This window comes from Buchnera aphidicola (Ceratoglyphina bambusae), assembly GCF_039363085.1.
Lineage (GTDB): Bacteria > Pseudomonadota > Gammaproteobacteria > Enterobacterales > Enterobacteriaceae > Buchnera_G > Buchnera_G aphidicola_E.
Map to the genome: position 1 here is coordinate 311,780 of NZ_CP134982.1, position 16,141 is coordinate 327,920.

Consider the following 16,141-nt stretch of genomic DNA (forward strand, 5'->3'; position numbering starts at 1 on the left):
TAATTATATCAATAAAATATTAAAATATTATATAATTTTTTAAAAAAAAATATATATTTAAAAAATATATCATATATATTTACAAAAAATAATATATATTTGAAAAATAAATAAAAATAAATAATAGGAAAAACTATGGACGCTAATAAAATAAAAATAAAATTAAATTTATTAAAAAAAAAAACAAAAATTTAAAAAAAATCATAAAATATAAAAAAAAAAAAAAAAAACTAAACAAAATAATTAAAATTTTGAATAAAGAAATAACATGGAAAAATACATCATTAATGTTAAAATTAAAAAAAAAACAAAATGACATTGAAAAAACAATTTTACCAATTAATAAAAACAAAAAAAAAATAAAATATTTATTAGAATTAATAAAATTGTCTAAAAAATTAAAAAGCAAAGAAATACTAGATGATATATATTCAGAATATAAAAAAATAAAGAAAAAAATAAAAGAATTAGAATTTTATAAAATGTTTTCAGAAAAAAATGATATTTTAAATTGCTATATAGATTTACAATCAGGATCAGGAGGAATCGAATCTCAAGATTGGGCAAATATGCTTCTTAAGATGTACATAAAATGGGCTCAAAATAAAAATTTTAAAACAAAAATAATATCAGAATATAAGGGAGAAATAGCTGGAATAAAATCTGCCACTATATATGTAAAAGGAAAATTTGCATTAGGATGGCTAAGAACAGAAACTGGAATACATAGATTAGTTAGAAAAAGTCCATTTAATTCTACAGGGAAAAGACATACCTCTTTTGCTTCTGTATTTGTTTACCCTGAGATAAACCAAAAAAAAGAAATAAAAATATTAAGTTCAGATATAAAAATAGATGTATACAAATCGTCTGGAGCTGGAGGACAGCACGTTAATAAAACTGAATCAGCAGTTAGAATAACACATATTCCTACAAAATTAGTTACTCAATGTCAAAAATATAGATCTCAACATAAAAATAAAAATCAAGCTATAAAACAAATGAAATATAAATTATATAATTTAGATATTAAAAAAAAAAATAATGAAAAAAAAATTTTAGAAAACAATAAATCTAATATTGGGTGGGGTAAACAAATAAGATCATATATATTAGATACATCAATAGTTAAAGATTTAAGAACTGGAATAGAAGATACTAATATACAATCTGTTTTAAATGGAAATTTAGATAATTTTATAAAAAAAAATCTAAAACTAGGAATTTAACATGAATAAAAAAAATAAAATTAAAAAAAAAAACATAAAATCAGAAACAAAAAAAATGAAAGAAAAAAGTATAAAATATATTTTAAAAAACAATTTTAACTATCCTAACAATTTTACACCTGATATAAAATGTAAAGAAATTAAAGAAAAATATAATATATACACAAGAGAACAATTAAAAAAAAAAAATATAAATAAAAAAGTTTGTGGAAGAATAATTAATATAAGAATAATGGGAAAAGCATCTTTTTGTATCTTAAAAGATTTTAGCGGAAAAATTCAAATATATATTTCAAAAAAAAATATTAAAAAAAAATTTTATGATAATCATTTTAAAAAATGGGATCTTGGAGATATAATAGGTGTATATGGTAAAATATTTAAAACAAATACAAAAGAAATAACTATAAAATGTAAGAAATTAAAATTGTTAAATAAAATTTTTAGACCTATACCTAATAGATTTTATGGATTAATAGATAAAGAAAAATGTTATAGAAGAAGACATTTAGACTTAATATCTAATGAAGCATCTATCAAAAAGTTTGTAATTAGATCTAAAATTATATTTTTTATAAGAAAATTTTTTCATCAAAAAAAATTTATAGAAGTAGAAACACCTATAATACAAAATATTCCAGGAGGAGCATCAGCAAAACCATTTATAACATATTATAATTCTTTTAAAAAAAATATGTACTTAAGAATTTCTCCAGAACTATATTTAAAAAAATTAATAATAGGAGGATTTGAAAAAATATTTGAAATTAACAAAAGTTTTAGAAATGAAGGAATATCTAAAAAACATAATCCAGAATTTACTATGATAGAAGCATATTCTGCTTATTCAAATTATGAATATATGATGAAATTAATAGAAAATTTATTTAAATATATATTAAAAAAAATACAAAAAAATTATGTAATAAAATATAAAAATTTAAAAATAAATTTTAAAAAAAAATTTAATATCATTACTATGAATAAATCTATATTAAAATTTAATAAAGACATAAAAAATTCAGATATAAAAGATATAAAAAAACTAAAAAAAATCGCACAAAAAAAAAAATTAATTATTAAGAAAAAATGGAATTTAGAAAAATTAAAAGTAAAAATTTTTGAGCAAACAGTAGAAAAAAATATTATATATCCAACTTTTATAACACATTATCCTGTAGAAACGTCTCCATTAGCTAAAAGAATGAAAAAAAAAAAATATTTAACTGAGCGTTTTGAACTGTTTATTTCTGGTATGGAAATAAGTAATGGTTTTTCAGAATTAAATAATCCAATAGATCAAAAAAAAAGATTTAAAAAACAAATTAAAAACAAGAAAAAAAATAAAAATAACTTTTATGATAAAGAATATATAAATGCATTAGAATATGGATTACCTCCAACATCTGGAATAGGAATAGGAATAGATAGGATAATAATGCTTTTAACAAATTCAAAAAACATAAGAGATGTTATTTTGTTTCCAACTTTAAAAGATAATGTATAAAAGTTTTAAATATCTTAATAAGATTAAAAACATTAAACAGCAAAAATATAAACATTTTAATATTTCACTATTAATAAAAATAAAAATGAAAATAAAAAAAAAAATATTAAAAAAAATACATAAAATAATTAAAAAAAATAATACACCATTTTGGTTATACAAAAAAAGCGTAATATTAAAACAAATAAAAAAATTAAAAAAATTTGACGTAATAAGATTTGCTCAAAAATCTTGCTCTAACATAAACATACTAAAAATAATTAAAAAAAAAAAATTAAAAATAGATGTAGTTTCATTAGGAGAAATAGAAAGAGCTTTAATTGCAGGTTTCTCTCCTAAAAATGACGAAATAGTTTTTACATCAGATATTTTCGATTCAGAAACTTTATTAAGAATAGTTAATTTAAATATAACTGTAAATATTGGATCTATAGATATGATAAAACAATTAGGAAAAATTTCGCCAGGACATAATATATGGATAAGAATAAACCCAAAATTTGGATATGGGCATAACAGAAAAACTAATACAGGAGGAGAAAACAGTAAACATGGAATATGGAACATAAAATCAGCTATTAAAAAAATTGAAAAATATAAATTAAAACTTTCAGGAATACATATACATATAGGCTCTGGTGTTAATTTAAAAAACTTAAAAAAAGTTTGCAAAACAATGGAAAAAAAAGTAATAGAAATAAATAAAAAAATAAATGTAATATCCTCAGGAGGGGGTCTATTAACACCATATAAACCAAATGAAAAAGAAATAAATGTAAAAAAACATTATAAATATTGGAAAAATACTAAAAATAAAATAGAAAAATTCTTAAATAAAAAAATTTTGTTAGAAACTGAACCTGGAAGATTTATAACATCAAAATCTGGATTACTAATATCTCAAGTTAGAGCAATAAAAAAGACAAATAAATATAAATTTATATTAATAAATGCAGGATTTAATGATTTAATGAGACCAATTATGTACGGAAGTTATCATAATATTTCTGTAATTAACAAAAATAATTTCAAAATTAAAAAGAAAAATTCTGAAAATGTAGTTATAGCAGGTCCTATATGTGAATCAGGTGATATTTTCACTCAAAAAAATAATGGAAATATAATAACTAGAAATCTTCCTAAAATCAAAGTAGGAGACTATATAATATTTCATGATGTTGGAGCGTATGGAGCTTCAATGTCGTCTAATTATAATAGCAGACCATTAATATCAGAATTTTTATTAACTTCAAAAAACAAGATAAAAAAAATAAGGAGAAAACAAAATATAAAAGAATTAATAAATTTAGAAATTATTTAACAAAATAGTTTTATAAAAACAAAACTTATAAATTTAAATATAAAAAATATTAATTAAAGTAAAAATATAATTTTTAAAAAAAAATGAATTTACTATATTAAAATAAATTTAATTATATAAAAATTATTTTTTTAACACAAAATTATTTTCAAACAAAAAATTTAAATAAAAAAATATGAATAAAATATATATAAAAACATGGGGATGCCAAATGAATGAAACAGATTCATTCATGATAAGAAAAATATTAGAAACAAATACTAAATATAAACATACTAATGAATATAAAAAAGCAAATATTTTAATACTTAATACATGTTCTGTCAGAGAAAAAGCTCAAGAAAAACTTTTTCATCAGTTAGGCAGATGGAAAAAATTGAAAATGTTAAATTCTAACATAATAATAGCTGTAGGGGGGTGTGTAGCAAATCAAGAAGGAGAAAAAATATACAAAAGAGCACCATATGTAGATATTATATTTGGAACTCAAACAATACATTTATTACCAAATATGATAGAAGAAAGAATAAAAAAAAATAAAATTATAGTAAACATAAAATTTAAAGGATTAAAAAAGTTTAACTATTTTTCTAATAAAAAACATATAAATCCTAAATCTTACGTTACAATAATGGAAGGATGTAATAAAAAATGTTCATTTTGTGTTGTCCCAACTACTAGAGGTAAAGAGATAAATAGAAGTTTTAAAGAAATAATATTAGAAATAAAACAAATAGTTAAAAAAAAAATACATGAAATAACATTGTTGGGGCAAAATGTAAGTTCTTACTTTTATTTAGACAAAAAAAATAAAAAAAAATATAATTTTACTAATTTATTATATAAAATATCTAAAATTAAAGAAATAAAAAGAATAAGGTTCATTACTAGTCATCCTAAAGATTTTAATAATGAAGTAATTAATGCATATAAAAATATACCAAAATTAGTAGATTTTTTACACTTACCTATTCAAAGCGGATCAAATAAAATTTTAAAATTAATGAAAAGAGGATATAATATAGAAAGATATAAAAAAATTATATATAAATTATTAAAAATAAGACCAAATATGCAATTTAGTTCAGATTTTATAATAGGATTTCCTGGTGAAACAAAAAAAGATTTCAATGATACAATTAAAATAATTACTGAAATAAATTTTGATTCTAGTTTTAGTTTTATATATTCTAAAAGACCTAATACAATAGCTAATAAGTTAATAGATAACATTTCTTTAAAAGAAAAAAAAAAAAGATTATATGAAGTACAAAAAATTATATTTAATCAAACTATACAATGGAATAGAAGAATGATAGGAACAATACAAAAAATATTAGTAGAAGAAAAAAACAAAAATAAAACTGGTACATTAATTGGAAAAACAGAAAGTAATAGAACAGTACATTTTAAAGGATTTAATGATTTAATAGGTAAAATAATACTAGTAAAAATAACAAAAATGAAAAAAAAATATTTTAAAGGAAAAATAGTTTCTTAACACATTTTATATTAAAAATCTTATAAAATTTTATGTATAAAAAAAAAGAATATGAAAAAAATAAAAATAAATCTTAAAAAAAAATATAAAGCCAAACATTTTTATCCTAAAAAAAAAAAATTATTTTTTGGTTAAAAAAAATATTTAAAAAAAATGTAGAAATTAACATAACTATGGTTAAAAAGAGTGAAATGAAAAAAATAAATTTTAAATATAAAAATAAAAAAAAACCAACTAATATATTATCATTTTCATATAATTATTATAAAAAAACAAAACAAAATTTTATAGGAGATATTATAATATGTAACTCTATAATATATGAGGAATCTTTACAACAAAAAAAAAAACTAATATCTCATTGGGCTCATATAATAATACACGGATCATTACACTTATTAGGTTATAATCATTCTAATAATAAAAAAATGGAAAAATTAGAAAAAAAAATTATGAAAAAACTAGGATATAAAGATCCATATATTTAATTAAAACAAAAATTATTAATAACAATTTATATATTATTATTATATAATAATATAATAAAAATATTTTTTTTATCAAAAAACAAAATGAATTATGAAAAAAAAAAAAATATATATAAAAAAAGTTTTTTAAACATTTTTAAAAAACAATTATTTAAAAATAGAACAAAACATAAAAATAAATTAATATCTTTAATAAAATATTCTGAACAAAATAAATTAATAGACAATTATACAAAAAATATTTTAAAGAGAATTATTAAAATAGCAAAAAAAAGAGTTAAAGAAATAATGATTCCTAAACTTAATATGATAACTTTAAAATATAACTATAATTTACACAAATGTTTAGAAGTAGCAATTAAAACCTCTTATTCTAAATTTCCTATAAAAGATAAAAATAATTATATAAAAGGATTTATTACTATAAAAGATTTAATACCATTTATAAGAGATCCAAATAAAACATTTTGTATAAAAAAAATATTAAAACCATTAAAAATAATACCAGAAAGTAAATACATAGATAAAATTTTATATGAATTCAAATTAAAAAAATTTTGCATGGCTATTATAATTGATGAATTTGGAACTATTTCTGGATTAATTACTGCAAAAGATGTAATAGAATATATAATATGTAAAAAAGAAAAAAAATTTAATAAATTTAATAAATTTAATATAAAAAAAATAGATAAAAAAAAATTTTTAGTAAAAGGATTAACTAAACTTGAAGAGTTCAATGAATATTTCAAAACTACTTTTAAAGATTCAGAAATAGATACTATAGGAGGATTAATTTTAAAATATTTTGGTGAAATGCCTAATATAAAAAAAAAAATAAAAATAAAAAATTATTGTTTTAAAATAATTAAAACCAATAAAATAAGAATTATAGAAATGAAAATAAAAAAAATAAAAAATTAAAGTTAACAAAAATCTTAAAAAAATAATAGGCATAAAATGGAAAAAGAATATGATCACAATAAAATAGAAAAAAAAGTGCAAAAATATTGGGAAAAACATAAAACATTTAATGTAAAAAAAAATTATAAAAAAAAAAAATATTATTGCTTATCTATGCTTCCATATCCATCTGGAAATTTACATATGGGTCATATTAGAAATTATACAATAAGTGATATAATTGCTAGATATCATAGAATGTTAGATATGAATGTACTTCATCCAATAGGATGGGATTCTTTTGGTTTACCAGCGGAAGAAGCAGCAATTAAAAACAATATAGATCCATTAAAATGGACATATAAAAATATAAAAGAAATGAAAAAACAACTAAAATTAATGGGTTTTAGTTATGATTGGAGTAGAGAAATTACTACTTGTGACCCTAAATTTTATATGTGGGAACAATATATATTTACAAAATTGTATAAAAAAAAAATAGCATATAAAAAAATGTCTCCTGTAAATTGGTGTAATTATGATAAAACAGTTTTAGCTAATGAACAAGTTATAAAAGGAAAATGTTGGAGATGCAATAATAAAGTAAAAACAAAAAATATGGAACAATGGTTTATAAAAACTAAAAAATATGCAAAAAAATTATATAAAAATATAAAATATTTAAAAAAATGGCCTAAAAAAGTAAAAGAAATGCAAAAAAAATGGATAGGATATTCAAAGAAAATAAAATTTTATGTACAGGTAAAAAATGATAAAAAAATACCAGTATATACTACTAGATTAGATACATTATATGGATCAACTTTTGTATTATTATCTTATAAAAATAAATTTATAAAAAAAAAAAGTAAAAAAAATTTAGAAATAAAAAAAATAGTGAAAAAATGCAAAAAAAATGCACAAAAAAATATAAAAAAATCGTATAAAACTAATTTATATGCTTTAAATCCAATAAATAAAAAATTAATACCAATATGGATTACGAACTATTTTATAAAAAATAAAAAAAAAACTATAATATCTTCCCCAGCACATAATAAGAAAGAGTGGAAATTTGCTATAAAAAATAATATAAAAATTATATATGTAGTAAAAAATTACAAATATAATAAAAAAACATTATTAAAAAAAATTCCATTTACAAAAAAAGGAATTATATTTAATTGTGAAAAACATATAAATGGACTAAATAGTAAAAAAGCAGAATATATAATTAAAAAAAAATTAGAAAAAATAACAAAAGTTTCAATTAAAAAAAAATTTAAATTAAAAGACTGGAATGTGTCTAGACAAAGATATTGGGGAACCCCTATACCTATAGCTACATTAAAAAACGGAAAAAAAATTCCTGTACCAAAAAAAAAATTACCTATAAAAATACTAGATAAAATTAATTATAAAAAAACAAATAAGATAAAAATAAATAATAACATAGCAGTTCTAGAAAATGATACATTTGATACTTTTATGGAATCATCTTGGTATTACATAAGATATACTAGCCCAAAATATAAAATTAATATGGTAGATCCAATATCTGCATCATATTGGTTACCAGTAGATTTTTATGTAGGAGGAATAGAACATGCAACCATGCATTTAATATATTTTAGATTATATTGCAAAATTTTAAAAGATTTAAAAATAATAAAATTTAATGAACCAGTAATAAATCTATTATGTCAAGGAATGGTATTATCAGAAGCATTCTATACATTTAAAAATAAAAAAAAAATATGGGTTGCAAAAAAAGAAATAAAAATAAAAAAAAATCACAAAGGTAAAATAACAAATATAAAAAGTAAAATTTATAAAAATAAAATAAATTATTACGGAATGGTAAAGATGTCTAAATCTAAGAATAATGGAGTAGAACCTACAAAAATTATTAAAAAATATGGAGCTGACTCTTTAAGATTTTTTATAATGTCAGCTGCACCTGTAGAAAAATCATTAATATGGAAAGAAGAAGGAATAAGTGGGGCAAGAAAATTTATAAAAAAAATATGGAATATTAGTAATAAAATTTTAAAGAAAAATAATTTAAAAAGAAAAATTAATTTAAATATGTTACAAGGAGAAGAAAAAAAAATTTTATATGATATATATAAAACTATAAAAGATATATCTAAAAATATGAAAGAAAAAAAATTTTTTAATGTATCTATCTCTAAAATTATAATTATTACAAAAAAAATAGAAAATTTTTATAATAAAAATATTTATGAAAATAAAACAATTTTAATTAAAGAATTTATTTTAATAATATTAAAATTATTAAATCCATTTATACCACATACAATTTTTTATATATTTAAAAAATTTAACATATTAAATAAAATAAATGGTAAATGTTGGCCTAAAATAAATAAAAAGTTTTTTAAAAAAAAATATTGTAATATAGTAATACAAATAAATGGAAAAAAAAGATATGTTATAAAAATAAAAAAAAATTCTACTAAAGAAAAAATAATGTTATTAATAAAAAATAAAAAAGTAATACAAAAATATATTATTGAAAAAAAAATAAAAAAAATAATATTTATAAAAAATAAAATTGTAAACATAGTTATTTAAAACTGAATAAATTAAACTATTAATAAATAAATAAAAAATTATATTTAAAAAAAAATGAAAAAAATATATTCTATAGAAAAAAATTATATAAATTTTACAAAAAATGTATCTTTCTTTTTTTTACTAGGTAATGAAACAATTTTAATTAATGAATCTATAAAAAAAATATGTAAAAAATTAAAAAAAAAAAGATTTTTATTAAAAAAAAATATTGAAATAAAAGAACAAAATAAAAAAAAAATATTTAATTTTATAAACCATAAAAGTATGTTTAATGAAAAAAAAATTATATTTTTATATCAAAAAAAAAAAAATATAAATAATTTTTTTTTTGTCTAATTAAAAAAATAAAAAAAACTTGCAATCAAAAAATTATTATAATAATAAATTTATTGACATATTTTAACAATAACATACTAAACAAAATATTATTATACATAAAAAAATATACAATAATTAATTGTAATTTAAAAAATAAACAAGACGTTATAAATTGGATAAATTATAAAATAAAAAAAAATAATATGTATCTAACAAAAAATGCAAAAGAAAATTTATATAATTATTATAAAAAAAATTTAATACATATAACACAATTAATATATAAATGTAAAATCTTATATTATAAAAAAAAAATAAACAGTACAAAAATAAAAAAAATAATATTTAACAGTCTACATTTAAATTATAACGAAATAGTTAATTTATTCTTTTCAAAAAAAATAAAAAAAAATATAGAAATAATTAATAATATTAATATAAAGGAATATAATATTTTATTAATAATAAAAAAATTATATGAAAAACTTATTAAAATTATAATGTTAAAAAATAAAAAAAAAATATATATAATAAATACATTAGATAAAAACATCATTCAAATGTCTGAAGAAAAAATATATAAAATAATAAGATATATTACATTAATAGAAATTTACATTAAAAAAAATAAAAATATAAACATTTTAGAAAAATTAAAAATATTGTTATTAATAATAAAAAAATAATTATATAATATTATTATTTATATTATATATAAAATATGAAAAACTATACAAATGTGTTAGATTTAAGAAATTATACATGCCCTGATTCAATTTTTTTTTTAAGAAAAAAATTTAGAAACATGAAAAAAAAAGAAATAATATTATTATTATCATATGATCCATCCATAAAAAGAGATATTCCAATATTTTGTAATTTTATGAATCATAAAATAATAGAAATTTATACAGAAAAAGAACCATACAAATACATATTACAAAAATAATATAATTTTTATATAAAAAAATTATAATTTAATTAATATATTTAATATTCTTCTTAAAGGCTCAGAAGCGCCCCAAAGTAATTGATCTCCTATAGAAAATGCAGTTATATATTTGTTTCCAAAATTTGATTTTTTAATTCTGCCTAACAATATTTTCAATGTTCCTGAAACCATAGAAGGAGTTAAATTTGCAATAGTATCACTTTTAGTATTATCAATTAATTTTATCCACTTATTATGATTACATAATATTTCTTTTACTTCTTTTATAAAAATATTTTTTTTTAATTCTATTAAAAAAGATTGACTATGACATCTAAATGTACTAACTCTTACACATATACTATCTATAATCACTTTATCTAAAAATTTTAAATTTAATATTTTATTCGTTTCAAATTCTCCCTTTATTTCTTCTTTACTATTACCATCACCATTATCATTATCTATCCAAGGTATTAAATTTCCAGCTAATGGAACATCATTAAACCTTCTTAAAAATTTTTTAGATTTTAATAATGAACTAACGACATTTTCAATTTTTAAAATAGAAAAATTATTTTTATTAATTTCTTTTTCTACACTGTTATGCAAAATACCCATCTCTAATAAAAGTTTTTTTATATAATTTGATCCTGCCCCAGAAGCTGCTTGATATGTAGAAACAAAAATTTTCTTAATTAAATTTTCAGAAAATAAACCCCCTAAAGCCATTAACATCAAACTAACAGTACAATTTCCTCCAGAAAAAGTTTTGCAACCATTATTTATACTTTCTATAATAAAATTATAATTAACAGGATCTAAAACTATTATAGAATTTTTATTCGTCCTCAAACAAGAGGATGCATCTATCCAAAAACCTTTCCAACCTAATTTCCTCAAATTAAAATATACTTTTTCAGTATATGTACTTCCTTGGCATGTTAAAATTATATCTAGTTCTATTAATTTATGTAAATCATATGCATTTTCTAAAATTCCAAACTTTTTATTATTTATTTTAGGACCATTATGCCCTACTTGAGAAGTAGTAAAAAATTTTATATTAATTTTACTTAAATCATTTTTGAATATCATTCTTTCCAACAAAACAGAACCAACTAATCCTCTCCAACCAATGAAACCAACTTTTTTTTTCATATTTTTCTCAAAATTTTATATTATAAAGTTATTATAAACGAATGTATTAAATATACATATTTAATTTTTTATATTATCAAGCAATATAAAAAATTTTATCATTTAATATACTGTTTATGCAAACTTATTAATAAAATTAAATAAAAACATTTTACTTTAAAAATAAATAATATATATTATTTTATAATAAAAAAAATAAAACATAATTTGTTAAATTATTTTTTTTTAAATAAATTTATAACTAATAAAAATATATATTAAAAATATATAAACAAAAAAATGAACAAAATAATTTCTAATACAATATTATTAATATTAATTATGGATCCATTAGGAAATTTACCAATATTCATGTCAATATTAAAAAAATTTGGAGATAAAAGAAAAAAAATAATATTAATAAGAGAAATGTTGATTGCTTTAATGATAATGATATTATTTTTATTTACTGGAGAAAAAATATTATCTTTTTTAAATTTAAAAACTCAAGTCGTATCTATATCAGGTGGAATAATATTATTTTTAATAGCTATAAAAATGATTTTTTCTAGTGGAAATAACAATTTTGAAGAATCTATTACAAAAGAAAAAGAGCCATTTTTAGTACCATTAGCAATACCATTAATAGCTGGACCATCAATTTTAGCTACATTAATGTTAATATCTCATCAAAATCCAAATCAAATGTTAATGTTAATAATTTCATTAATTTTAGCGTGGTCATTTAGTTTAATAATTTTGCTATCTACAGAAATATTTATAAATTTATTTGGTGAAAATGCAGTAAATGCATTAGAAAAATTAATGGGTTTAATTTTAATAATGTTGTCTACTCAAATGTTTTTGGATGGAATTAAATTATGGTTTAAAACATAAAAAATTTGAAAATAAAAATAAAAAAATTATAAAATCTAAAATAATGTAAATTAAAAAAAATAATAATAAAATTATAAAATAAAAATTAAAAAAAAATATGAAAAACATAAAAAATGTTAATATTTATAAAAAAAATATAATTATAAGAAGTGATTTAAACGTTCCAATAATAAAAAATAAAATAATTTCAAGTGAAAGAATAGATAGATCTATTAATACAATTAAATACGCTTTAAAAAAAAAATCAAAAATAATATTAATGTCTCATTTAGGAAGACCTACAGAAGGGAAATTTGAAGAAAAATATTCATTGTTTCCAATTTTTCTATATTTAAAAAAAAAGTTACATAATGTTAAAATTACATTTCATAAAAACATTTCTGAACCAATAAAAATAAAATATGGAGAAATAGCTTTATTAGAAAATGTGAGATTTAATATAGGAGAATCTTCAAACTCTAAAATTTTATCAAAAAAATATGCAAAATTATGTGAAATATTTGTTATGGATGCTTTTGGGAGCGCTCATAGATTACAATCTTCCACAGCCGGAATAATAAAATTTGTAAAAAAAACTTGTATTGGTATTTTATTAGAATCTGAAATTTTATCTATAAATAAAGTATTAAAAAACCCTAAAAGACCTTTAGTTTCTATAATAGGAGGATCTAAGATATCTACTAAATTTAAATTACTAAAGTCATTAGGAAAAATATCAGATAAAATAATTGTCGGAGGAGGAATAGCTAATACATTTATAGCTATAAAAAATGAAGTTGGAAAATCATTATATGAAAAAAAATTTGTAAAAGAAGCGTCTAAATTATTAAAACAATTTAATTTTTTTATTCCAACAGATTCTAGAGTAGGAAAAGAGTTTTCAAACAATACAGTTGTAAAAAATAGATTAGTATCAAATATAAAATTAAATGAAGAAATAATGGATATAGGAAAAAATTCAGAAAAAGAAATAAAAAAAATAATAAAAAAAGCAAATACAATAATATGGAATGGGCCTCTAGGTGTATTTGAATTTTCCAAATTTAGTAATGGAACTAAAACAGTTGCTAAAAGTATATCTGAAAATAATTCATTTTCTATAGCCGGAGGAGGAGAAACATTAGCTATAATAAATTTATTAAAACTTAATAAAAATATTTCATATATTTCTACAGGAGGAGGAGCATTTTTAGAATTTTTAATAAATGGTACATTACCTGTAATAGAATTAATTAAAAAAAATAAAAAACAAATTAAAAAGGTGCAATAATTTTGAAAAATTTATTTAAAAATATAAGATTTGGTGTTATATCTGGAACTGAAGCAAAAAAAATATTTAAAATTGCTAAAAAAAATAATTTTGCCATTCCTGCAATAAATTGTTGTACTTTTGACACTATAAATGCTGTTTTAGAAGCTTCTAAAATAGTCAATTCACCAGTTATTATACAATTTTCTTATACAGGATCATCATTCTTTATAGGGGGGAAAGAAACATTTAAAAAAAAAACTCATGAAAAATCAATAATTGGCGCTATTACTGCTGCAAAATATGTGCATAAAATGTCAAAATTTTATAAAGTGCCAGTAATATTAAATACAGATCACTGTCATAAAAAAATATTACCTTGGATTGATGCTCTGATAATTGAAGATAAAAAATTTTTTAAAAGAAATGGTATATCTTTATTTACTTCTCATATGATAGATTTATCTAAAGAAAAAGTTAAAAAAAATATAAAAATATGTACAAAATATTTAAAAGAAATGAAAAAAATTAATACAATATTAGAAATAGAATTGGGATGCACAGGAGGAGAAGAAGATGGAATAGATAATACAAAAATATCAAGAAAATATTTATATACAAAATCTAAAGATGTAGAATATGCGTATAAAAAATTAATAAAAATAAGTAAATTATTTATAATAGCAGCATCTTTCGGAAATATTCATGGAGTATATAATGTTAACAATGTAAAATTAAAACCAAAAATTTTGCAAAAATCTCAAAAAAGTATAAAAAATAGATATAACACAAAAAAAAAACCTATAGATTTTGTTTTCCATGGTGGGTCAGGATCAAGAATAGAAGAAATAAAAGAAGCTATTTCATATGGAGTTATAAAAATTAATGTAGATACAGATATACAATGGTCAGCATGGAATGGTATATTAAAATTTTATAAAAAAAATAAATTGTATTTACAAAATCAATTAGGAAATCCTAAAGGAAATAATTTGCCTAACAAAAAATATTATGATCCTAGAATTTGGATTAGAGAATTTCAAATGAATATAATAAATAAAATTAAAAAAATATTTAAAGATCTTAATTCTTTGAATTTATTAAATAAAAACTTTTAAATCTAATTAATATCACTTTTAAAATTATACATAAAAAAAATAATTAAAAAAAACAGGAACTAAAATGAATGATTTTAATGTAGTAAATGATATTCATCATGCTGGAAGCTGGATTATAAGAAATCAAGAATTAGTTTTAAGTTATATAATAAATTTTATTTCAGCAATCATAATATTTGTCACCGGCACATTTATAGCTGGAATAATATCAAGTGGAATAAATAAAGTTTTAATATCTAGAACTATAGATATGACAATTTCTAACTTTTTATCCGCTTTAGTTAGATATATAGTAATAACTTTTTCTTTAATTGCATCATTAGGATGTATTGGAGTTCAAACAACTTCAGTAATAGCAATATTAGGAGCAGCAGGTATGGCTATTGGTCTGGCATTACAAGGATCATTATCAAACTTTGCCGCTGGTGTTCTTTTAGTAACTTTAAGACCGTTAAGAACAGGAGAATATGTTGATTTAGGAAATGCGGCAGGAACAGTATTAAATATTCATATATTCTATACAATGTTAAGAACATTAGATGGTAAAATTGTAATAGTTCCTAATGGTAAAATAGTATCAGGAAATATAATAAATTATTCAAGAGAGCCAGCAAGAAGAAATGAGTTTAATATTAGTGTTGCATATAAAACAGATATAGATCTAGTAATAAAAGTATTAAGAGACGTAGTAAACAGTGAATCTAGAGTTTTAAAAGATAGAGACATAGTTATAGGACTTTCAGAATTAGCGCCTTCATCAATAAACTTTATAATCAGATGTTGGAGTAATACTAGTGATTTAAATTCAGTATATTGGGATCTTATGGCTAAATTTAAAAAATCTTTAGACAAACATAATATATCAATACCATATCCTCAACTTGATGTAAATATTTATAAAAAATATAATAAAAAATATAAAGTTAAGAAATAAAAAT

General features: G+C 18.5%; 15 protein-coding genes. 14 read left to right on the plus strand and 1 reads right to left on the minus strand.

The genetic code is table 11. The features are described 5' to 3' along the window. Positions 1-161 precede the first annotated feature (161 nt). From prfB to tusA, 10 genes are all read left to right on the plus strand, one after another. The gene (gene prfB / locus RJD23_RS01465) at positions 162-1,229 is read left to right on the plus strand and encodes a peptide chain release factor 2 (RefSeq protein WP_343188396.1); all 1,068 of its coding nucleotides are present in this window, start codon (positions 162-164) and stop codon (positions 1,227-1,229) included. Position 1,230: 1 nt separating this feature from the next. Beyond that, positions 1,231-2,736: a lysine--tRNA ligase gene (gene lysS / locus RJD23_RS01470; protein WP_343188108.1), complete on the plus strand. Its 1,506-nt coding sequence runs from the start codon at positions 1,231-1,233 to the stop codon at positions 2,734-2,736. Positions 2,737-2,821: 85 nt separating this feature from the next. Continuing rightward, positions 2,822-4,057, plus strand: a complete 1,236-nt coding sequence (gene lysA / locus RJD23_RS01475) for a diaminopimelate decarboxylase (protein ID WP_343188109.1) — start codon at positions 2,822-2,824, stop codon at positions 4,055-4,057. A 175-nt stretch (positions 4,058-4,232) separates the two neighbouring features. Beyond that, positions 4,233-5,558, plus strand: coding sequence for a tRNA (N6-isopentenyl adenosine(37)-C2)-methylthiotransferase MiaB (gene miaB / locus RJD23_RS01480; RefSeq protein ID WP_343188110.1), 1,326 nt, complete (start codon positions 4,233-4,235; stop codon positions 5,556-5,558). Between the two features lie 140 nt (positions 5,559-5,698). After that, positions 5,699-6,046, plus strand: coding sequence for an rRNA maturation RNase YbeY (ybeY, locus tag RJD23_RS01485; RefSeq protein WP_343188397.1), 348 nt, complete (start codon positions 5,699-5,701; stop codon positions 6,044-6,046). A gap of 84 nt (positions 6,047-6,130) precedes the next feature. Next, positions 6,131-6,970, plus strand: a complete 840-nt coding sequence (locus tag RJD23_RS01490) for a transporter associated domain-containing protein (protein WP_343188111.1) — start codon at positions 6,131-6,133, stop codon at positions 6,968-6,970. A gap of 36 nt (positions 6,971-7,006) precedes the next feature. Then, positions 7,007-9,547, plus strand: coding sequence for a leucine--tRNA ligase (gene leuS / locus RJD23_RS01495; RefSeq protein WP_343188112.1), 2,541 nt, complete (start codon positions 7,007-7,009; stop codon positions 9,545-9,547). Between the two features lie 54 nt (positions 9,548-9,601). Then, positions 9,602-9,886 carry a hypothetical protein gene (locus RJD23_RS01500; RefSeq protein WP_343188113.1) on the plus strand — a complete coding sequence of 95 codons (285 nt, stop codon included), beginning with the start codon at positions 9,602-9,604 and terminating at the stop codon, positions 9,884-9,886. A 185-nt stretch (positions 9,887-10,071) separates the two neighbouring features. After that, complete coding sequence (locus RJD23_RS01505; RefSeq protein WP_343188114.1) at positions 10,072-10,554, plus strand: hypothetical protein; 483 nt, start codon at positions 10,072-10,074, stop codon at positions 10,552-10,554. A 35-nt stretch (positions 10,555-10,589) separates the two neighbouring features. Continuing rightward, the gene (gene tusA / locus RJD23_RS01510; RefSeq protein ID WP_343188115.1) at positions 10,590-10,817 is read left to right on the plus strand and encodes a sulfurtransferase TusA; all 228 of its coding nucleotides are present in this window, start codon (positions 10,590-10,592) and stop codon (positions 10,815-10,817) included. A gap of 21 nt (positions 10,818-10,838) precedes the next feature. Here tusA and asd read toward each other — a convergent pair whose 3' ends face one another. Then, the gene (gene asd / locus RJD23_RS01515; protein WP_343188116.1) at positions 10,839-11,960 is read right to left on the minus strand and encodes an aspartate-semialdehyde dehydrogenase; all 1,122 of its coding nucleotides are present in this window, start codon (positions 11,958-11,960) and stop codon (positions 10,839-10,841) included. Between the two features lie 279 nt (positions 11,961-12,239). Between asd and RJD23_RS01520 the strand changes: the two genes are divergently transcribed. The 4 genes from RJD23_RS01520 (at position 12,240) to mscS (ending at position 16,137) form a co-directional block, all read left to right on the plus strand. Then, positions 12,240-12,836: a YhgN family NAAT transporter gene (locus RJD23_RS01520; RefSeq protein WP_343188117.1), complete on the plus strand. Its 597-nt coding sequence runs from the start codon at positions 12,240-12,242 to the stop codon at positions 12,834-12,836. Between the two features lie 97 nt (positions 12,837-12,933). Continuing rightward, positions 12,934-14,106, plus strand: a complete 1,173-nt coding sequence (locus tag RJD23_RS01525; RefSeq protein WP_343188118.1) for a phosphoglycerate kinase — start codon at positions 12,934-12,936, stop codon at positions 14,104-14,106. Positions 14,107-14,108: 2 nt separating this feature from the next. Next, complete coding sequence (gene fbaA, locus RJD23_RS01530) at positions 14,109-15,203, plus strand: class II fructose-bisphosphate aldolase (RefSeq protein WP_343188119.1); 1,095 nt, start codon at positions 14,109-14,111, stop codon at positions 15,201-15,203. Between the two features lie 64 nt (positions 15,204-15,267). Beyond that, positions 15,268-16,137, plus strand: coding sequence for a small-conductance mechanosensitive channel MscS (mscS, locus tag RJD23_RS01535; protein ID WP_343188120.1), 870 nt, complete (start codon positions 15,268-15,270; stop codon positions 16,135-16,137). The last annotated feature ends 4 nt before the right edge of the window (positions 16,138-16,141 follow it).